Annotated in this window: 12 protein-coding genes; 7 read left to right on the forward strand and 5 right to left on the reverse strand. The window is 42.1% G+C overall.

The features are described 5' to 3' along the window. Positions 1 to 68 precede the first annotated feature (68 nt). The 3 genes from KIH87_RS09925 to KIH87_RS09935 form a co-directional block, all read right to left on the reverse strand. Entirely contained in the window at positions 69 to 4,613 is a 4,545-nt protein-coding gene (locus KIH87_RS09925) for an aminotransferase class V-fold PLP-dependent enzyme (RefSeq protein WP_232361377.1), read from the reverse strand. A 223-nt stretch (positions 4,614 to 4,836) separates the two neighbouring features. Further along, on the reverse strand, positions 4,837 to 6,483 hold the full coding sequence (locus tag KIH87_RS09930) for an AMP-binding protein (RefSeq protein ID WP_232361378.1): 1,647 nt from the start codon (positions 6,481 to 6,483) through the stop codon (positions 4,837 to 4,839). A gap of 58 nt (positions 6,484 to 6,541) precedes the next feature. Further along, positions 6,542 to 7,096, reverse strand: a complete 555-nt coding sequence (locus tag KIH87_RS09935; RefSeq protein ID WP_232361379.1) for a DUF2058 domain-containing protein — start codon at positions 7,094 to 7,096, stop codon at positions 6,542 to 6,544. Positions 7,097 to 7,478: 382 nt separating this feature from the next. Here KIH87_RS09935 and KIH87_RS09940 point away from each other — a divergent pair, with 382 nt between their 5' ends. The 5 genes from KIH87_RS09940 (at position 7,479) to KIH87_RS09960 (ending at position 14,507) form a co-directional block, all read left to right on the forward strand. Further along, positions 7,479 to 7,895 (forward strand): hypothetical protein, encoded by a 417-nt coding sequence (locus KIH87_RS09940; RefSeq protein WP_232361380.1) that lies wholly within the window; start codon positions 7,479 to 7,481, stop codon positions 7,893 to 7,895. A 389-nt stretch (positions 7,896 to 8,284) separates the two neighbouring features. Beyond that, positions 8,285 to 9,685, forward strand: coding sequence for a sigma 54-interacting transcriptional regulator (locus tag KIH87_RS09945; protein ID WP_232361381.1), 1,401 nt, complete (start codon positions 8,285 to 8,287; stop codon positions 9,683 to 9,685). A 236-nt stretch (positions 9,686 to 9,921) separates the two neighbouring features. After that, positions 9,922 to 10,563 carry a hypothetical protein gene (locus KIH87_RS09950; protein WP_232361382.1) on the forward strand — a complete coding sequence of 214 codons (642 nt, stop codon included), beginning with the start codon at positions 9,922 to 9,924 and terminating at the stop codon, positions 10,561 to 10,563. 261 nt (positions 10,564 to 10,824) lie between these two features. Next, positions 10,825 to 12,411 (forward strand): S8 family serine peptidase, encoded by a 1,587-nt coding sequence (locus KIH87_RS09955; RefSeq protein ID WP_232361383.1) that lies wholly within the window; start codon positions 10,825 to 10,827, stop codon positions 12,409 to 12,411. Between the two features lie 515 nt (positions 12,412 to 12,926). After that, positions 12,927 to 14,507 (forward strand): S8 family serine peptidase, encoded by a 1,581-nt coding sequence (locus tag KIH87_RS09960; RefSeq protein WP_269751491.1) that lies wholly within the window; start codon positions 12,927 to 12,929, stop codon positions 14,505 to 14,507. A 126-nt stretch (positions 14,508 to 14,633) separates the two neighbouring features. On the opposite strand, the gene KIH87_RS09965 is transcribed toward KIH87_RS09960, so the two are convergent. Further along, the gene (locus KIH87_RS09965) at positions 14,634 to 15,314 is read right to left on the reverse strand and encodes a Fe2+-dependent dioxygenase (RefSeq protein ID WP_232361384.1); all 681 of its coding nucleotides are present in this window, start codon (positions 15,312 to 15,314) and stop codon (positions 14,634 to 14,636) included. 98 nt (positions 15,315 to 15,412) lie between these two features. Beyond that, positions 15,413 to 17,740, reverse strand: a complete 2,328-nt coding sequence (locus KIH87_RS09970) for a TonB-dependent receptor (protein ID WP_232361385.1) — start codon at positions 17,738 to 17,740, stop codon at positions 15,413 to 15,415. Between the two features lie 578 nt (positions 17,741 to 18,318). On the opposite strand from KIH87_RS09970, the gene KIH87_RS09975 reads away from it, so the two are divergent. Together KIH87_RS09975 and tssC are read left to right on the forward strand one after the other, a co-directional pair. After that, the gene (locus tag KIH87_RS09975; RefSeq protein WP_232361386.1) at positions 18,319 to 18,558 is read left to right on the forward strand and encodes a hypothetical protein; all 240 of its coding nucleotides are present in this window, start codon (positions 18,319 to 18,321) and stop codon (positions 18,556 to 18,558) included. Between the two features lie 46 nt (positions 18,559 to 18,604). Continuing rightward, a complete protein-coding gene (tssC, locus tag KIH87_RS09980; RefSeq protein ID WP_232361387.1) occupies positions 18,605 to 20,764 on the forward strand; it encodes a type VI secretion system contractile sheath large subunit in 2,160 nt (719 codons plus the stop codon). The last annotated feature ends 12 nt before the right edge of the window (positions 20,765 to 20,776 follow it).

Consider the following 20,776-nt stretch of genomic DNA (forward strand, 5'->3'; position numbering starts at 1 on the left):
GGGTATTATTCCACTCTCAAGCGTCACCTGTCGATAATTAACTGGATAAATGCTGCAATAAATAAAACTCAGGTTTCAGATTTATTTTCGCTTATTGCTTTTGAGCAGGAATGCAGATCTATTTTTCCATTAGGTAAGGTGGGTATCGTCTTAAAAATATAGATCTGCTCAGGAATCATAAAACTCGGCAAACGAGCGGCTAGCTCCCGCCTTACATGCTCTTCCACCAATATTGTATCGGCTGAATCTGATGGCTGAATGTAAGCAACAACAAATCCTTCCGATTCAGTAGCCGAATCAAGCTTCACCACTTTGGCAATTTGCACAATGGATAATTTCATTAAATGAGCTTCTATTTCATCCAGCTCTAATCTATGCCCATTAATTTTTACTTGATGATCGCTGCGACCACAAAATTCTATATTGCCATTTCGTCGTCTGGCTAAATCCCCCGTGCGATACATGCGCTCAAATCCCGCGCTTTGGGAAAAGGGATTGGCAATAAAGCAACGGTCTGTCATCGCTGGTAAGTTTTGATATTCCCGGGCTAAACAGCAACCTGACACATACACCTCACCAATAACGCCATCAGGTAATAATTTTAAATTCTGATCCAGAATATAAAGCTGGATATTGGCAATCGGTGTTCCAATAGGCACAACCGCTCTGTCTGGTACAGAATGGCTAGCCTGGAGAGAGTTTCCAAGGACTAATCGTTGAGGAATTGGGTCGTTTTCTATGATTTCTGACGCAATCTGAAGTTGATCGTTCAATACCGCTAATAAATCCTCATATCGAGTCAGTGGATTAATAGGCACAACGCGAAAAACGGTAATCTTCTCTTCGCCATAGCGCTTATGCAATATACGCGTTTTCGAGACAAAGGTTTCACCACGCAAGAATTGTTGTGTCTGGATGTCATCTGTCGCAGCACTAATCTGAGCATTTTCGGAGGCAGAATAAGGCTTCTTGTTCTGATTATCCTCAATACTGGTCGCTGTATTTCGTAATGCTTTAGGAATATAACGGTAGTTAATAATGTTTAAATCGTTCTCGCCGACCAGTTCAAAAGCGTCTGATTGCTCGATCAATTCACGAAAATAAGCCGTCTTTTCCATGCTCTGACTCAACATCCAGGAATAGCCTTGGTGTGAGAACAGGTGCAATGAGGCGTGAAGCATCAAGGAAGCGGCGGGTCGAGAACCTTCCAACGTAAATTGGCCTAAATCAAAACTACCTGATGCGGCCTGATAATCGGCATGAGTGGTAACAGCAAAGACACTTTGCGGATCCTTAAACAAACACAAGCTAATCCCTTGAGCCAGATACAGCTGCTTATGAGCACAGAAGGTAATGGTGTCGGCGTGCTCAATGCCATTGAGCTTAAATCGATAATCGTCTGAAAAAACAAATGCCCCTCCCCAAGCAGCATCAACATGGAAATGAATATCGTGCTGTTGGGCGATTTGAGCCATTTCGGGTAGAGGATCGATCGTGCCGGTTTCGGTTGCACCCGCAATACCGATGATGGCGATAATAAACTGTTTATTCTCTCTGCATTGCTGGATCTGCGCTTGTAGCTCGGCGGTTTTAATGCGTTGCTGCTCATCCTGCTCGATCAGGATCAGGTTGTTCTCGCCCAAGCCTAACAAACCAACGGTTTTCTTAATGGAATAATGGGCTAATCGCGATACAAGAATAACCGCTTTCTTATAACCCAAAGACAGCAACGCTTCGTTTGCGCCAATTTGCTGTAATTGAGCTTTATTGATGCCTTGCGCGATAAGCCCTTTATTGCGAGCACAATACAGCGCAGTGATATTGGCAAGTGAGCCTCCGCTGGTCACAATACCAAACATATTGTGAGGATCCTGAACTCGCTCACGATAATAAGCATTCTCATCATTGAAGAATAATTTGTGCAGCATTGCCATCACTTGTCGTTCCATCAAGGTCAGGCTTTTTGAGGTTTCGACTTTAACCACATTCTGGTTAGCCTGGCTTATAAAGCGGCTAAATTCGGGAATGAAATTAGGAAGCGCCGATGTCATGTGACCAATGTATTTCTTGGATGAAACATTGATCATATAAGGAAACAGATCTTGCTGTAACTGTTGAAAATAGGCTTCAAAATCTTTGGGATGCGCCGGCAATTCAACCTGTGAAAATTTCTCTTTCAGCTCTTCCAAAGGCACATTAGGTTGAGTGATCTTCTCTCCCTGATAATGGGACAATTCGGTTTTGCCTAGTTGAGAATAAGCATTTTTAAACGTTCTGGCTCCGGGAATCGAATCCTGTTCTTGCTGAAAGTATTTCAGCACTCCCATGTATTCCGGGTACTGCGCGTGGTACAGCGTTACGTCAGCACCGGTCTCAGTGGAGCCATAAACATTGACCAACTCCACTTTACCCTGAAAATACCAATGAAATTCATCAACTAAATGCTGAAACAAAGGCTCTCCACTACTAAAAACCATCTTCAATGCACGTAAGAAATGATTATTCTCGTGGGCAAGCATTGCCTGTAGTTGTGAAGGTATTAATGTAATGCGTTGAATAGAATAAGAACGGATCGCCTCAAGTAATGGAGATGCTCTATTCTCTTTTGAATCCAGCATAACCAAAGTGCTACCAGAAACCAGAGGTTGTAACACTTCGGCAATATGATCGATGAAGCTAATGCTGGTTTTACCGGCAAATACAGTATGTTTATCCGCAGGGAATTGTTCTTGAAACCACATCAAGCGATTAATAATACTGTCGTGAGTTCCGACAACGCCTTTAGGTACACCTGTTGAACCGGATGTGTACATTACATACGCTGGTAAACCGGAAGCATTCGCGATAGCCGGAAGCTGCGAAGGCATACCATCTAAATTGGAAATTATTGAGGGTGAATCCAGGGTAATGAAAGAAACATCATGGGACTTAAATACATTGCGAGTTGATTGCTCATTAATGACGTATTTCAGCGCGGAGTCACCCACCATAAAATCCAAGCGTTGTGATGGATACTCAGGATCCAGAGGCACATATTGAGCCCCGCATTTGAATATCGCCAGCATCGCAATAAGGACGTTAGGGCTATATTGCAAGCACACTCCAACGCGATCCGATTTCCCTGAACCTTTATCAGCATCTAGTCCAACGCCCATAGAAAGCAAATAATTAGCGAGCCGGTTAGCCTGTTCGTTCAAATCCCGATAGCTAAGCCGGATAACATCACCATTATTATCACGCCAAATTACAGCATCATTGTTCGCGTAACGTTGAGCTATTTTGTCTATCTGGGCGAGCAATTCATTTTCAGCACTAAAATACTCGGGTTTCTCGAACATGTTATTGGTTAATAACGACTGGCGATGCTCTTCTGAAAGCAAGGAATAACAGAATATATCGTTGCCCGGATTACGAATAGTTTGTAGCAACAATTCGCTGAATGAATTGCAAAACTGATGAATGGTTTTCAGATTAAACAAATTGGCATCATAGCCCCAGTGCCATGAGTATTCTGTTTTACTCTCTGCTTTTTGCTTCGATTCGTTCTTGGCGTTGTCCTTCTCTGTGTTGGTGCTCTCATTTTTAGCGCGTATTGTCGCAGACAGGTTTAATTCCAACTCCACATTATGAAAATGCGTCGAAATATCATTAAAAGTTTCGAAATCACTCGAAAAGTCAAAATTTCCAATTTGATTAATTACTGAGATGTTCAAAGAACAAGCTTTATGACCACTGTTCAGTAATGAATTTGGGGTTAATTCATGCTCAAATAGCGCTTCTTTCAACTGCTTTTGAACTTGAGCAAGCAATGCTAAATAAGAAGAACTATCTTCTGCGTTCACACATAAAAAGAAGGGCTGACTATTTGAAGAATTGGAAATAGTCACTTTAAGTAATGCCTGCCGACGCAGAGTGTATCTGATTAGCCAAACTGAAAAAGTGGTGAGAACATGCACAACATCTGAAAATGGCTCAAGTGATAGAGGCAATAACGTTCGTTCTTGTGCTTTTGCTTTTAATTCTGGTTTTAGCTCAGAAAGTGCGACACTTAGCTCGTCAGGAAAATCAGGCACGGTTTCAAGCATAAATGACTTTTGTTTTGCCTGCTTTGGCTTGTCGTAGGGTAAGCCGACATTTGTGGTTAAGAATCGCTTGATAAACGCTTCAAGATTACCTTGCTTTCTACGATTACGTTCCAACCAGTAACGGTTAATGCTTGATATATCTTCGCTATAGGGCAACATGATGGGAAAACAGCATTCAGGATATTGGCTTTGCAACCTGGTTTCCAACTCCCAAACAAGGTTCGTCAATTCCGTTGATCCTGAAGAAGAATATTGATTCCTGTTTATTTCTTGTGCTTCCAATGCTGGAGAAATTAACAGCAAAATCTCCCCTTGAGCTGTGCCTTCTACCACTTCAACGGCTTGAACTGAGTCTATAAATGGTTCGGAACTTAAAAGCTGAATCAATTCATCTACAGAGATGCCCTGCTCCTTCATCGCATTATTCATGCGGCAGTGCGAAATAATAAAATCGCTGGATATAGGTTTTAAAGATGCAATGACGGAAGAACGAGGCGATGACTTCGCCTCAATTTGCTTGTTTGACATTCAACTACACCAGATACGGAAAGGTATTTGATCCTAAGCTACAGCTATTGGGAAAATAAGTATTCTTGTTGTTCCAAACATAAGCAAATCTTCTTATTCAATCGGCCTATATCTGAAATCACCTATACCTGAAATTATTTGGGGCGTGAGTTTAACACAGTCAAGATAGAAAAAGAGAGCGCTATACGCTCTCTTCTTAAACAATTTGATTTGTCCGCAAGCTTTATTGCCAAATGACCTGCCCTGGTTTTACCTTTTGAGCTTCATCCAGGTACTGCTTTTCAACTACATGTCTTTTCACTTTTAGCGTTGGGGTCAATTCACCACTTTCTGTTGTCCAGTTTGTATTGGTCACAATGATGCCACCTACTTTTTCATGGGACTCCAGCTTTTCATTAATCTGGTGCATAGTATTCGCTAAACTTTCCTGCAACACTTCTCTGGCAACGCCATCAGCATGAGAGCTCAAGTTTGCAATTAAAATAGGCTGAACCAAATGAGTTCCCATCAGGCACATCTGTTCGATATATTCATTTTCGGCAAACTCAGATTCGATAGGAATTGGCGCAACGTACTTGCCCTTTTCAGTTTTGAAGATATCTTTCTTACGACCAACGATAGAAACATAACCATCTTCCATTTTCCCTAGATCGCCAGTATGAAAGAAACCGTCAGAACGTAGTATTTCTCGACTTTTTTCTTCATCCTTAAAATATCCCATCATGGCAGACGTCGACTTCAACAAGATTTCATCGTCATCGGCGATCTTGATATCAACCTCAAATCCTGGCTGCGAAATAGTGCCGAATCTCACTTCGGTATTTGGTCCTGGCAAGCAGCCACAAGCGAAGGTCTCGGTCATGCCCCATCCTTCCGCGATATGGATATCCAGCTTTTTATACCATTGCAACAGTTTCTCAGACAAAGGCGCAGAACCACTTAAAAACACTCTGGCACTGCTTAGCCCCATCTGCTTCTTGATCTTGTTTTTAACAATGCCGCTCACTACTGGAATTTTCAGTAATAGCTGTAACTTTCTATTGGGAAGTTTGTGCAAAATCTTCTTTTGAAACTGAGTCCAAAGTCGGGGAACTGAACCAAAAACCGTAGGATTGGCATAAATGAGGTTGTCTGCAAACGTCTCAAGTGATTCAACAAAATAGGCATTGAAACCATAATTGATGAAAACTGAACACACATAATTTCGCTCGGTACAGTGTGACATAGGCAAGTAAGACAAAATGCGATCCTGTGGTGTCGCTTGCATACTTGCCCCAGTGTTTTTCCCTGAACGCACAAAGCTGTCGTAGCTATGCATGGCTCCCTTGGGGTCTCCCGTACTACCAGAAGTATAGAGAATGGTCATTAAATCAGAGCCTTCAACTTCTGGCACATCATAATCAGGCTCATATTCATCCATAATATCCTGCCATTGAAACTGAGCTGGCATTGTAGGATATGGCATAGAAACTCTAGGGATGTCTTGCGGAATAGCTTGCTCGACCGACTTCCAGTCATCCAGCTTACCCACGACAACAAACTTGCATTCCGCATGTTGCAGGATATAAGAAATGGTTTCGGCATTTGCAGTAGGATATATAGGAATACTGACATACCCGCCTAACATCAAGGCAAGGTCGGCAATAATCCATTCAGCACAGTTTTTTGACAAAATAGCAACGGTGTCGCCTTTATTAAGCCCTTGGCGTTTTAAGAAAGCGAATAGTCGATGCGCATTGTCAGATATTTGTTTCCAGTTGTAAGTTTTATATTGCCCGTTAACAGGTTGATGCAGTACGGCTCTATCACCATCGTTCTCGACCCAATATGCCAGCTTGTCTTTCGGTAGAGGGATATGCGTTGTATTCATTATTATTTCCTCGGTATAGGGCACGTTTCAGGTAGCTGTTCTATTGTTTTTTACTGCTTTACCACATCAAATCATCCGGTACTTTGAAGTCTGCATACCAATCATCTTCATCTGAGCTTGATGTTTCCTGTGGCGATTCATTATCAGAGACATATACAACGATATCCGCGTCTCTTTGTGAGATTTTGTCTGCTGCTGGCATAGGAATGATCTCGTAACCATCCTGATAACTTACAATTGCCAGTTTCCCATCTTGAAGAGCCTGCTGTGTGCGAACATCTACGTGAATGCGCTTGATGAGATTGTCATGAGTAAAATTAAATGAAATATCACCGTTCTTAATATCAATTTTATTAAGTTGGATAATTTGCAATATTTGATAAGCAATCGCTTTTCTTTCAGCTTCTTCTTTAGTCTTTTGGTTCAAAGCTCTATCGCGTGCTTTCTTCTCTTCAATCTGTTGCTCAACAGACAGCTTGGTTTCGTCAACATCCACACGCTTTTGGGTACGCTTGATTTTATCTTTCTTGCGTTTTTCCTGTTTAATTTGCTGTGATTTCTTTTTATCAGCGAGACCAGCTTTAAGTAATTGTTCCTGTAGTGACAAAGCCATGCCTTAACCTACCGTAATACATTGAAAAATGTGGAGTATACCACCACGAAATGAAGTAAGCGTATATGCTACTTCAGGTTTAAATTCATTAACACCTTTTTAAACTAACCAGAGATACGCATAAGAAGAGTCTATGCCAGTGATTTCGTTGCCTCATAAACATTTTGATATAGATAAACATACCCGATTCAACACCTTAAAACAGCTTTTTTCCCTTGAGATGCTAGACCCATTGGCGGTTTTAAACAGTTGCCAAATAGATTAATTAAAATACAATACAGGCATAAAAGTATTACTAATCGTACTTTTAGATCCCTATTAAGATGTTTCAGGGAAACTTCTGGGCACTGGATATAGTTATAACTGAGGTTATCCGAAGTAGATGTTCGATAAAAAATTACAAGTAGAAAAAGTCGAAATGGTGAAGAAGATCATTCGCCAGAATAGCTACCTCAACTTCGACAAGTCACACAAACAATGTATAGAGCTTGGCATTCGAGTAAACCGCCCCGCTCTGGACAACTTCGGCAAGAAGCTTAAACAGCTTGATCTCGCTAAAAAGCCCCCAAATGCAAAAGAGCAGAATAGTAATCGCATTCACTCTGGCGGTGAAATTCTGGAATTCAAGAAACCGGGTTCCAATGGAAAGAGCAATGTAGCCATTGATATCGTTTCCATGACACTGGAAGAAGCTAAACAACGAGAAACAGAAATTACGTACGAACTCGGGGAATTAAAAATTAAGGAGAATGCACTATTAAATGAATTGGCAGTTATTAATAAAAAATTTGGATTGTAATTCATATCTGCTTTTTCCAATTTCTTCTGTTTTTATTGGCTATGTTTTCTTATTCGGTTTTGTCCAAGTTACAGCTTTGCGTTAAACAAAATCACTCTACAAACCCGATCCCCTCAAGCAATTAAAAAGATAAATTTAAATCAAATAAACCGATCAATAACTCACTGGTCTGACTAGAGTTTTTTACCTTTTAACTCATTTATCTTTAGACAAAACTCACCTTTCACTGTATGTAAAAACATGATTTTGATCTAAAAAAAACCGCCCTTTGTTACGCGTAACCAATATTATGAAAAAATGTGTATATTTTTGGTAAATTTGCTTGAAAAAACGTGAGTATTTAACTAATCATATTCGTTCCGTAGCAAAAAAATTAATTTGGTTTCAGCATGATACTTAGGGATTCACAGGTACGTGTTGTATCTTTCGTTGATGAATATACAAGCTATTCCGTAATCGAATTACTCGGTTCGGGGCAAATTAAAACGCGTCAATTTGAAACGATTACACACGAGGAAACAGATAATAGTGCACCAATTATTTGGTTGATACTTATTAATAATGTTGATCAGATCTCTGAAATTGATATTCGTCGTTATCATGCCAACCACGAGCAATACATATATCTTGTATGTAACCAGCTCCCTACTGTATTACCGTCACAATTAAGTCATAACACCATATTCTTAAAAACAGGTGAGAATAACCTGCTTGAATCCATTGCATACTCAGAGCAGCGAATACTGCAACGACAGCATTTTGTGCCCCTGGATGTGGATGAGGCATTCATTAAACTTAATTTCTACGGTCGTTCTAGCCAATTTGTCAAAGCAGTTAAATTAATCAAGAAAGTATCCAAAGCCGATGCCAACGTTTTTATCAAAGGCGAAACCGGTACAGGTAAGGAATTAACAGCAAGAGCCATTCACTATCTTAGTGAGCGTAAAGAAGCCCCCTTTATACCCATTAACTGTGGTGCATTTTCTGATGATCTGATCCTTAGTGAGTTATTTGGCCATGAAAAAGGTGCATTTACCGGCGCAGATAAATCCAAGAAAGGCCTATTGGAAATGGCTGATAATGGAACTGTCTTCCTGGATGAAGTCGACAGCTTGTCCAGCAAAGCTCAGGTTGCCCTTTTACGCTATTTGCAAGACAGTGAAGTTCGCCAAATCGGTAGTAACAAGTTCAAAAAGCTCAATGTAAGAATTATCGCAGCGAGTAACGCAAATATCCGAGAACATATCTCTAACGGTTCATTCCGGGAAGATTTAATGTATCGTCTGGATGTGCTGCAAGTCACTTTGCCACAACTCAAAAAACGTGGTGAAGATATTCAGTTGTTAGCGCAACACTTTTTAGCTGGTCTTGCTCTCGTCAACGATAACAAAGTTAAAGTGTTTCACCCCTCCCTTATTGCAGCTATGCATACCTATAATTGGGAAGGTAACGTCAGGGAATTGGATAACTTCGTTAAACGCGCCTATTTTCTTACGGAAGATTATGTCATTAATGATTCATCTTTACTTTCAGGATTGGAAGATCTTGATGGTGAACTTCAAGCATTACCAATGGCTACAATTAAACCCCGACTGGGAAGTAGTTTTCAGGATGCAAAAGATCAACTCATCTATCAATTTGAGCGTGATTATCTGGCTCAATTGCTCACACACACCCGTGGCAATGTGTCAAAAGCGGCAAAAATCGCCAAAAAAGAGCGTCGTTCTTTCTGTCGTTTGATGCAAAAACACGGTCTGGATAGAAGCCAATTTATTGTCCAGGCGCAGTAACTTTTAAGCTCCCAAACATCCTTTACCAAACATCTCTAAAAAGTTAATCGTTTTAGATTTTCTGTTTAATCTCAATTTCTATTAACGATATTTCTACTACGAGAAAGCTTCTATAGCTATCTTAAAAAATTTTAAATCTGGATGATAGAAATAAAATTATTAACTCATTGAAATATAAATATTTAAATATCAATTTTGAGGTTTTGTCGCGTGCAATAATTTCACCCCGCTGCATAATGTATTCTTCGGTTAAAAAAGGGAACTATTTATCTTTAAAACCTTTTTTAGACCTAAATCAAAATGATCAATGGGATGAAAATGAAGAGTTCCTATCAGAAGTAAATTTGATACAGAAAAATAAAACATTTAGAAAAAACGTTACAAACAACAGCATTAAACTTTATGGAATAGATGCTTACAATCCCAAAACATACACCATTGATGATGAGGAATTAAACAACCCTTTCATTACGCCAAAATATCAGGATATTAAACTTGAATCTCATCCTGGTGGTGAAGTTGAGCTTAAAATTCCTTTTTATATTCATTTTGAAATTGAAGGAGAAATTCAACTCTTTGATGATGATAACAATCCCATAGAGCGAGTCGGCCAACTGCCTCTTAATCTATACAAATATAATGATGATGAACAGGGAAATGAACAACCCGAGCTATTTAAAACATACTGGTCAGAGCCTGATGGCTTCTATGTTTTGGATAAGGTAAGGCCAGGAAAATACATGCTTAGGATAGATAATGAATTTATTGCTGGACAAGAAATAACCTGTACCACATGTGAATTTATTCTAAATACCGAAGAAGCCAAAGATTATGTTTTATTTGCGAATACACTTACTTTAAAAAAACAAAAAAGATAACATTAAATATAAACCCCATTTGTTTCACTTATATAAAAAAAACCATCCTTTATTTAACATCCACAAAAACAGAAATAACCAATTTTTATTTTTATTTATCTTAATTAAGAATTGCAGCCAATACCTTATAACTAAAAGGGATAAATATTATCACCATTTTGTTTGCACAAAACTTAATTCAAGTGCATTAATATATCTACGGTTACTATATTAACCGTTAATAATAGTCTTTCATCTAACAACTATATGAGAGTACATATAATGAAAAAATTAAATAACAAGTTTGTAGGAATAGGTGTTTCAGCGTTGTCATTAATTGCTTCTGGCGTTATGGCAGCAGGTCTTAACCATGTAGGCACTACTGAAAGTGCGGCATCATTAAAACTTGCCGGCACTAATGGGCAAGGCGCACAAGTTGAGATACAAGGTCGTTATATCATTGTATATAAACCTGAAGTATCCAAATTCACTGACAATGCTCAGTCTCGCACTGCTCAAGTCAATGCGATTGAAGCTGCCGGTGGTAAATTCATTAGCGCAATTAAAGGCCAACGCATGGCTGTCGCTAATCTGGATAAAATGGCATACAACAAGCTATTAAAAGACGAAAGCATTGAATCAATCTCTCTTGATGCCAAGCGCTACTTAATGGCTCAAAGCACACCATTTGGTATTCCAATGGTGCAAGCTGACCTGTTAAACCAACCTAATAAAACCGCACGTAAAGTGTGTATTATTGATACGGGTTATTCTTATGGTCACGAAGATTTACCAACCGACGTAACGGGCGTAGCGAATAGCAGCCAGGTAGGTAGCTGGAACAACGACGGTCACGGCCACGGTTCTCACGTTGCTGGTACTATTGCTGGATTAGACAACACTGTAGGCGTTGTGGGCGTATACCCAGATGTTGATTTGCACATCGTTAAAATCTTCAACGATCAGGGTAGCTGGACTCAATCTTCAGACCTGATCGTGGGTATGCAACAGTGTGCTGATGCTGGCGCGAACGTTATCAGCATGAGTTTGGGTGGTGGCGCTTCTTCTGCCGCTGAAGAAAATGCCGTTAATGGTTTCGTAAGCCAAGGTATTTTACTGATTGCTGCTGCGGGTAACGATGGTAACAGCAGTATGTCTTACCCTGCATCTTATGACGGCATCATGTCTGTTGCTGCGGTAGACTCTTCTTCTAATGTTGCGTCTTTCTCTCAGTACAACAGCCAGGTTGAAATTGCAGCACCAGGTGTTGCTGTAAACTCAACTTTGCCTGGTAATACTTATGCAGCATGGAGCGGTACTTCCATGGCAACGCCTCACGTTTCAGGTGTCGCAGCATTGGTATGGTCGTTCTATCAACAATGTTCTAACGAGCAAATTCGTGAAGCATTACAAGCAACTGCACAAGATCGCGGCGCGGCAGGTAAAGACAACTTCTATGGTTGGGGTATCGTTAAAGCCAAAGACGCTTATGATTACCTGAATACTTGGGGTTGTGCTGGTGATCCTAACTTCCCACCAACTGGTGGTGGCGGTGGCGGTGGCGTTGATCCCGTATCTGGTTCTTTAAGCAACCTATCTGGAAACAGAGGCGCATGGGATCACTACACTTGGGATATCCCAGCTGGTGTTGCTGTGATGACAGTATCTATCTCTGGCGGTACGGGTGATGCCGACTTGTACACAAGATTCGGAGCAACTCCTACCAGTACAGTATATGATTGCCGTCCATACCTGGCTGGTAACAACGAGACTTGTACTCACAGTAGCCCACAAGCCGGTACATGGTATATCAGTCTACACGCTTACCAGAAGTACAGCGGCGTAACCATGAATTACAGCTACGAGTAATCATTACTCGAAGAAAATTCATGAATGATGAAGCCCGGGATCTCCCGGGCTTTTTTGAATTTGAACCCTACATAACTGTTCCAAATAATCAGTCACCGACAGAAAGTTGGGAGCAGACCCACAGCCGCAAGGGATTGATTTACGGCGAGTCTGCGACCAATTTCTGTAGGTAGCTTGCAGTTATACACACTTATTTAGACCACCAATCAAAGCAGGTGATTATCATGTAATTGCAGCGTAGCTTTCTCTTCCTACAACAATTCCCCATACTCTTCTTCATATTCTGATTAACTTTCTATATCAGTTAGTTACATGACTTTTCACCCTAAACCGCTTTTTGAGTATTCGCTGTATTTAAATGCCATGTAATAAATATGAAATATCTTATGCACAAACAGGATAGTTATTTTCTCGTTTATTGTTTGCACTTGGAAAATTTTTAGGCATAAATATAAATGGGTTAAATATGTAACCAGATTGAAAACAAGAATTACATTCACTAACGAGAAACAATAATGAAAAACCTAAATACCAAAGTTGTAGGATTGGGCGTATCTGCTCTTTCTTTAGTTGCAGCCAGTGTAATGGCCGCAGGTATTGAACATGTAGGAACGTCATACGAAGCCCCTGCCCTTAAACTGGTTGGTGCAAACGGCAATGCAAGCGAACAGAAGCAATACATCGTTGTATTTAAAGAAGGTGCTCAAAACCTTGCTAACGAAGGCGAGTCTCGCACTGGTCAACTAAACTCTATCAGCGCTGCTGGCGGTAAGTTCATTAACTCTATCCGTGGTCAACGTATGGCTGTTGCCAAGCTTGACAAAAAGGCTTACAACGCGCTGATTAACGACAGAAATGTTGAAACTATCTCTGAAGACCCTAAGCGTTACCTGATGGCTCAAACAGCACCATTCGGTATTGCGATGGTTCAAGCTGACCAACTGTCTCAGCCTAACAAAACTGCACGTAAAGTATGTATCATTGATACTGGTTATTCTTTGGGCCATGAAGACTTGCCTACTGATGTAACGGGTCAGGCAAACAACAGTCAGGTTGGTAGCTGGAACAACGACGGTCATGGTCACGGTTCTCACGTTGCGGGTACTATCGCTGGTTTAGATAACACTGTAGGTGTTGTGGGCGTATATCCTGATGCAGACCTGCATATCGTTAAAATCTTTAACGATTCTGGTAGCTGGACTTCAGCATCTGACCTGATCACTGGTATGCAACAGTGTGCGGACGCTGGCGCAAACGTAATCAGCATGAGCTTGGGTGGTGGCGCAGCTTCTACTGCAGAAGAAACTGCGGTAAATAATCTGGTTAGCCAAGGCATCCTATTGATCGCAGCTGCGGGTAACGATGGTAACAGCACCATGTCTTACCCAGCATCTTACGACGGCATCATGTCTGTTGCTGCGGTAGACTCTTCTTCAAATGTTGCGTCTTTCTCTCAATACAACAGCCAAGTTGAAATTGCAGCTCCTGGTGTAGCGGTTAACTCAACTTTGCCTGGTAATACTTATGCAGCATGGAGCGGTACTTCCATGGCAACGCCTCACGTTTCTGGTGTTGCAGCATTGGTTTGGTCTTTCTTCCAACAATGTACTAACGAGCAAATCCGTGAAGCATTGCAAGCAACTGCACAAGATCGTGGCGCGTCTGGTAAAGACAACTTCTACGGCTGGGGTATTGTAAAAGCGCAAGACGCTTACGATTACCTGAACACTTGGGGCTGTGACGGCGATCCTGCATTCCCACCAACGGGGGGCGGCGGTGGCGGCGGTACTGTTGATCCAGTATCTGGCACCTTGACTAAACTAAGCGGCAGAACTGGTGCTTGGGACAACTATACATTAGACGTTCCAGATGGCGCAGCAGTCCTGAATGTAAACATTTCAGGTGGTTCTGGTGATGCAGACCTATACGTCAAGTATGGTTCTCAACCTACTTCCAGCAACTATGACTGCCGTCCTTACCTGACTGGCAACAACGAATCTTGTACTTTTGCAAGCCCAGCAGCTGGCACTTATCATGTTAGCTTGTACGCTTACGCAAGATACAGAAACGTGACTATGAACTACAGCTACGAGTAATCGATACGCTAGCTTTATCGTTCATCAAATGAAGAAGCCCGGGAATTCCCGGGCTTCTTTTGTTTTTTACAAGTCATCCTGTTAGCGTCTGTCAGACCTTCTCAGTCAACGCAATTCCGTACTGCATTAAACCTGTGAAAACTGACGAATTAAATTGTGATAAACATGATGTAAATTGTCGAGTTGCTGGCGATTGGCGTTGCTATCTATTGCCAGACTTTGAATGGTTTGATCCAATTGAAATAGCGTTTGTCGCATAGATTGGTCTGTCACCAGACTTTGCATCCAGGTAATGGCCGCAATTCTTGTACCTTGAGTCACTGGCGTTACTTTGTGCAGGCTGCTGGAAGGATACACAATGGCATCTCCCGCCTGACATTTAACTCTATGCTCGCCAAATTCCGTGGCAATGACCAATTCCCCGCCCTGATATTCATCGGGCTCGCTGAGAAATAGCGTCATCGACATATCGCTGCGGATCACATCCTGACTATTCGGCAACCGCATAATCGCAGCATCAACATGGAAACCATAGGTTTCGTGCTCACTGTAGCGATTAAAACAAGGCGGAAATATTTTGTGTGGCAAGGCGGCAGACACCAATTTGGGTGTTGTCCCCATTTTGGCAAGGACGCCGTTTGCCAGTTGTTGTACCTGGGCGTCATTGGCATCTGCCTGACCGTTTTGTTTCACATCGGCGGCCATTCCCATGGCGGTTTGCTTACCGTCGTTCCACGGAACCTGCTTAAGTGCAAAGCGATATTGATGCACTTCATCCTTGCTAAAAAATTGCTCAATAATAACCATAATTCAATATTGCCTCAGAAATAAGATAGGTGCCCTTTTAGGCACCTACCGTTGTAATAATGGCTGTCATGACTAGAGCACGCTCTAGTGAAATCTGATTAGAATTTCCAGGTCACTGTTCCACGAATACTACGCGCTTCACCAAGATACATAAAGGAACCGGAACGATATGCCGCAGTCCAGTATTCTTTGTCAGTGATGTTGCCAATGTTCAAGCCAAAGTTAATGTCTTCTGAGTAATAATAGTTAGCAAACACATCAAACACGGTATAGCTTGGTACAACAATGGAGTATTCACCCAGAGTCGAGTTGTATCCCGCTGCGGTATCGGGTTGACCACCGTACATTTCGCCCTGATAAGTCACCGATGCACCAAAGGCAAAACTGTCATTTGGCTGATAACGAAGCTGAGTATAGAAGCTTTCTTCTGCAAAGTTACTGAGCGCCAGGCCAATACTGTCTTCATTGAAGGAATCCAATACCTCAGAATCCATTTTTGTGGCACTTAACTGAATGCTCAAGGCTTCAGTAATCGCACCCGTCAATGAAATCTCAATCCCTTTGACTCTGTTTTCACCCGTATTCAGAGTACCCAATGATGAATAGGCATCACCGACACTTTCCATGACATCCGATTTAGTGATTTGGAAAATTGCCGCAGTAGCAAGCAATTTGTCGTCGAACAACTGCCATTTAGTACCAATTTCAATGTTTTTAACGCGCTCAGGATCTGACATCTGCACTTGATCCGGTGAACCACATAACCCACCGTAACCACAACTGCCACCCACATCCGACTCGCCACCATTGATATTGGTCGCGGTGCTGTATGTCAGGTAAATGTTGCCATCTTCGACAATCTTGTACACAAGGCCAATGTGACCATTGAACAAGTCGTCAGAATATTCATAAATAGCGCTATTGCCACCGCTAAGTACATCATTCTTATACTCAAAGCTATCGTTACGCAGACCAAAGAAAAGATCAGCGTCTTCAGACAGGCTCAACGTATTCATGAAATACAAAGAGGTGGTTTCAATATCCGATTGTGCATCAGGAGCACCGCGCTCAAAACTGCGTTGCATTAACCCTCGCAAGTTTTCAACCACATTACCGTTGCCATCCAGTGCACAGAATCCCTCAGTTACGCCACGACGACCAGCAACAAGACAATTAGACTGTCCCTGGGTTGTTATGTTGTAAACACCGTTATCAACAGATTCATCCGAATAATCAAACCCAAAGACCCACTTGCTTGGCATGGACGCAATGCTTGTTTCCCAGAACAAATTGAACTGAGTCGCCACATAATCCACTTCTTGCCACCCCTGATGGGTACTCAAAGTTATGGTCGCAGCGCCAGGAGCAACAGTATCACTGGCATCACGATTGGAACCACGAGCTCCCGTGGTAATGTAACCATTGTTGGTTTTACCCACACGAGTCGCGTTGTAAAAACGCCAGTTATCATTGATGTCGTAATGGGTTCGCAACGTTAAAGCCGTTACTTCAGTGTCAAGAAAGTCTTCGTTCTGCGCATAAACAGGAATGTTGCTAATGGGCTTACGAGCCTGAGAATCAAAGTAACTGCCAAGATCCGGAACATCTTCAGCATTGAGATAGTAAACATCACCAATGAAGGACAGCTTGTCGGTCGCTTCGGTGTAACCCGAAAGTAACAAACCCTGACGAGAACGCTCAATACCGTCACGATCGGGGATGGTTTCATCGGCTTGCAATACATTGATACGAATGGCGTTGTTTTCATTAATAGCAATGTTACTGTCCAATACAACGCGATAGTGTTCGTCAGAACCAATGCTGGCATCGACACGGTTAAAATCAAAATTTGGGGAAGCCTGTTTTGTGATGCTGTTAACTGCACCGCCGGAAGAACCGCGCCCCGCAAATGTTGCACTTGGGCCTTTGGTGATCTCGATTTGCTCTGAAGCAAAACTTTCACGAGTGGTCATGCCTGGATCTCGCAATCCATCAACAAATACATCGCTACGAGCTTCATGACCACGAATAATATATCGGTCACCAAATGCGTTACCGTTTTCTCCCGTGCCCAAAGTAATACCGGCTTGAGCCGACAGCACTTCTTTTAAATCAGATTTGCCTGAATCCTGTAGTTGCTGTTGCGTTAAAATTTGCAGTGTTTGAGGCAAATCAGCCAAATCGGCAAGCCGACGTTCATCACCTGAGCGTTCAGCACGATAAGGAGACAGTGCGTTGCCATACACTTCAATCAGCTCAATTTGCTTGCTGTCATCTTTTTTATTTACACATACAGCAGCATTGTTTTGCTTACCTTTGTCTGTGCAAAGGTCGTTACTCTCCGCCCCCGCTAGTGTTGGAGCGGCAGCCAATGCTACTAATAGAGCCTGTGATCCCAATGTTCGGGTGGTTTTAGAGTGTGTCAAGTGTGTACTCCGATTGCAGTATGATGAAAATTTCACGTGGAGTATAAGCAGAGATTTATAAAATGTATACACAAATGATAACTATTATCATTCGCATAAGTATCAATATGACTTAACAGTAACAATAAGACTCCTCTTTATGAATTTATGAACAACATGAGCCTTGGTGTCGTTATGCCTACTACCTTAATGCTCATTCAAGCTAACTGCTCATTCCAATCTGATAGTCCCATAAGCACTGATCAATCAGGATGCCAGTGCCGATTCCTACCTAAATCCCTTTTATGTTCAAAATTCAACCTATTGATATTAATCATAATTTTCACTGTATAAATGGCTAGGGCTAAATCGCCCTACTGTGTCACAAAGCGCCCAATTTGCATTTAACCCGTATTTTTTCTCGCCTAAGGTGCAATTGTTTATTTTTTAATAGGGCATTTTGGCCTCAGAACAAAAAACAAACAGTTTTTTATTTCCTTTAAATTCAATAAGTTAAATAGGTTTCAGGTTGGCACGATTTGTGAGTGTATGAGGGTTGGTTACAAGCCTACTGCAACAACTTAATCGGATCTAAAAACATGGCATCACAACCAGTTATCGTCGAAAACATTGCCATGGAAATAAAAGAATATTTCCAGGGTAACCCTAATGCTGGGGACACGGTGGATGGGATAGCAAATTGGTGGGTCACCAAACAAAGCTTGAACAACGCCAAAGATCTCGTGCAGCAAGCCCTTGAGTTCCTGGTAGCGAAAGGTGAATTGCATAAACGAGTCTACGGAGGACGCGTCATATATGTTCGAGAAGCACTTCACTAGTGCCTGGAACATGTACGCTAAGTTTAATTAAACGGAGGCTAGTCGAATGTCGAATAGCATACAACACAAACTGAGTAGAGTACGCCCTCCCAGGGTTCAAATCACATACGATGTTGAAACGGGGGGAGCGATTGAGAAGAAGGAACTCCCTTTTATAGTAGGGATTATCGCACCACTATCAGCGAAATCTGATAAGAAAATGCCACCATTGCGTGACAGAAAAATGGTGCAAATAGACCGCGACAATTTCAACAAAGTCATGGAATCCATTGAGCCGCGACTCAAGTACAGTGTTCCTAATACACTGCCAGGAGAAAAGGAACCAATGCAGGTAAACGTTGCGTTTCACCACATTGACGATTTCGATCCTGTTGCAGTGGTTAATCGCGTACCGAAACTAAAAGCGCTTTATGATGAACGCAGCAGACTGCGTGACTTCCTGGCCAAATTAGACGGTAACGACGGATTAAATAACATTCTGGTTAATATCTTGAAAGACAAAGATAAACTGGATGCCATTAAAGCAGTCATCGACGGCGCTAAAGAAACATTAGCGGCAAATCGCGAGAAACTTGCGAAAAGCGAACTGGATCAGAAAGCCTACGATGACGCAACACTGGAGTTGTTCAAAGATGAACTGGCAGACGGTAAAGACATCAACAGTATGTTAACCGACGGCCAATTGATTTTGGATCAACCACAAAAGCCTTATGCGTTAGAACTGATTGCAGAATATGTGACTCAGATCCTGGCTAATGACGATCTTATCCCGAAAGCTGAAGGTAAAGATGCCCCTGACTATAACATCGGTGGCATGATCACAACACGTATCGCGCAAAAAGATAAAGTCATCAGCCGACAGTTAAACCACATTATCCATCATGATGAATTCCAGGCTCTGGAAGGCAGCTGGCGTGGTTTACACTTCCTGGTAATGAACACTGAAACCAGCACCAAGTTGAAGTTGAAATTGTTGAACGTGTCATACGACGACCTTTACAAAGACTTGGATAAAGCGGTTGAGTTTGATCAAAGCGCCCTATTCAAAATCGTTTATGAAGAAGAATACGGTACATTTGGTGGCGAACCCTACAGTGTACTGATTGGTGACTACCAATTAGGCCGTACAGCCCGAGACATCAAGTTCCTGGAAATGATCAGCGGTGTTGCAGCAGCAGCTCACGCCCCATTCATTGCCTCAGCTTACGCGAAACTGTTTGACCTGGAAGATTACGCCAACCTGTACAAACCAAGAGATCTGAGCAAGATCTTCGAAAGTGCCGAGCTAATCAAATGGCGTTCGTTCCGTGAAACAGAAGATTCACGCTACGTTACCCTGACCTTACCTCGCGTTATGCTTCGCTTACCTTATCATCATGAAAACAACCCGGTTGAAGGTATCTACTTCGACGAAGATGTTGCAGTAAACCTGTATAAAACCGACGATGATGGCAATCTGGTACTTGAAGGTGGCAAACCGGTTTGGGTTCTGGACAAAGACGACGACGGCATTGAGTTCGAGAAAACCATTAAGCAAGTTGATGCTCGCAAGATTTTGTGGGGCAACCCGGCTTATATTCTTGGACAACGTATCACCAACGCTTTCTCACTGCACGGCTGGACTGCCGCTATTCGTGGTGTTGAAGGTGGTGGATTGGTTGAAGGCTTACCTGCCTATACCTTTGAAACCGAAAACGGTGACATCGATCTAACCTGCCCGACTGAAGTGTCTATTACTGACCGTCGTGAGAAGGAATTGAACGACTTGGGCTTCATGGCTATTTGTCACTGTAAAGGTACGGATAAAGCCGCCTTCTTCGGTGGTCAAAGCACCAACAAGCCAAAACAATATCTGACTGACAGTGCAACGGCAAATGCGCGCATTTCGTCCATGTTGCCATACGTTATGTCAGCCTCTCGTTTTGCTCACTACATCAAGGTATTGATGCGCGAGAAGATTGGTAGCTTCATGACTCGTCAAAACGTTGAAGCTTACCTGAACACATGGATTGCTCAATATGTATTGCTGGATGACACTCCACCTCAACATATCAAGGCTAAATATCCATTACGTGAAGCTCGCATTAACGTCACCGACGTACCAGGGAAGCCGGGAGCATACCGTGCCACGGTATTCTTGAAACCTCATTTTCAGTTAGAAGAACTCTCCACCTCGATTCGTCTGGTGGCAGATCTTCCTTCCTGATCAACAAATTAA

The organism is Paraneptunicella aestuarii (genome assembly GCF_019900845.1).
Taxonomy (GTDB): Bacteria; Pseudomonadota; Gammaproteobacteria; order Enterobacterales; family Alteromonadaceae; genus Paraneptunicella; species Paraneptunicella aestuarii.

Excerpts from the sequence above, each read along its gene's own strand:
- KIH87_RS09925 (WP_232361377.1), bottom strand. The coding sequence starts at position 4,613 with ATGTCAAACAAGCAAATTGAGGCGAAGTCATCGCCTCGTTCTTCCGTC.
- KIH87_RS09930 (WP_232361378.1), bottom strand. The coding sequence starts at position 6,483 with ATGAATACAACGCATATCCCTCTACCGAAAGACAAGCTGGCATATTGG.
- KIH87_RS09935 (WP_232361379.1), bottom strand. The coding sequence starts at position 7,096 with ATGGCTTTGTCACTACAGGAACAATTACTTAAAGCTGGTCTCGCTGAT.
- KIH87_RS09940 (WP_232361380.1), top strand. The coding sequence starts at position 7,479 with ATGTTCGATAAAAAATTACAAGTAGAAAAAGTCGAAATGGTGAAGAAG.
- KIH87_RS09945 (WP_232361381.1), top strand. The coding sequence starts at position 8,285 with ATGATACTTAGGGATTCACAGGTACGTGTTGTATCTTTCGTTGATGAA.
- KIH87_RS09950 (WP_232361382.1), top strand. The coding sequence starts at position 9,922 with ATGTATTCTTCGGTTAAAAAAGGGAACTATTTATCTTTAAAACCTTTT.
- KIH87_RS09955 (WP_232361383.1), top strand. The coding sequence starts at position 10,825 with ATGAAAAAATTAAATAACAAGTTTGTAGGAATAGGTGTTTCAGCGTTG.
- KIH87_RS09960 (WP_269751491.1), top strand. The coding sequence starts at position 12,927 with ATGAAAAACCTAAATACCAAAGTTGTAGGATTGGGCGTATCTGCTCTT.
- KIH87_RS09965 (WP_232361384.1), bottom strand. The coding sequence starts at position 15,314 with ATGGTTATTATTGAGCAATTTTTTAGCAAGGATGAAGTGCATCAATAT.
- KIH87_RS09975 (WP_232361386.1), top strand. The coding sequence starts at position 18,319 with ATGGCATCACAACCAGTTATCGTCGAAAACATTGCCATGGAAATAAAA.
- tssC (WP_232361387.1), top strand. The coding sequence starts at position 18,605 with ATGTCGAATAGCATACAACACAAACTGAGTAGAGTACGCCCTCCCAGG.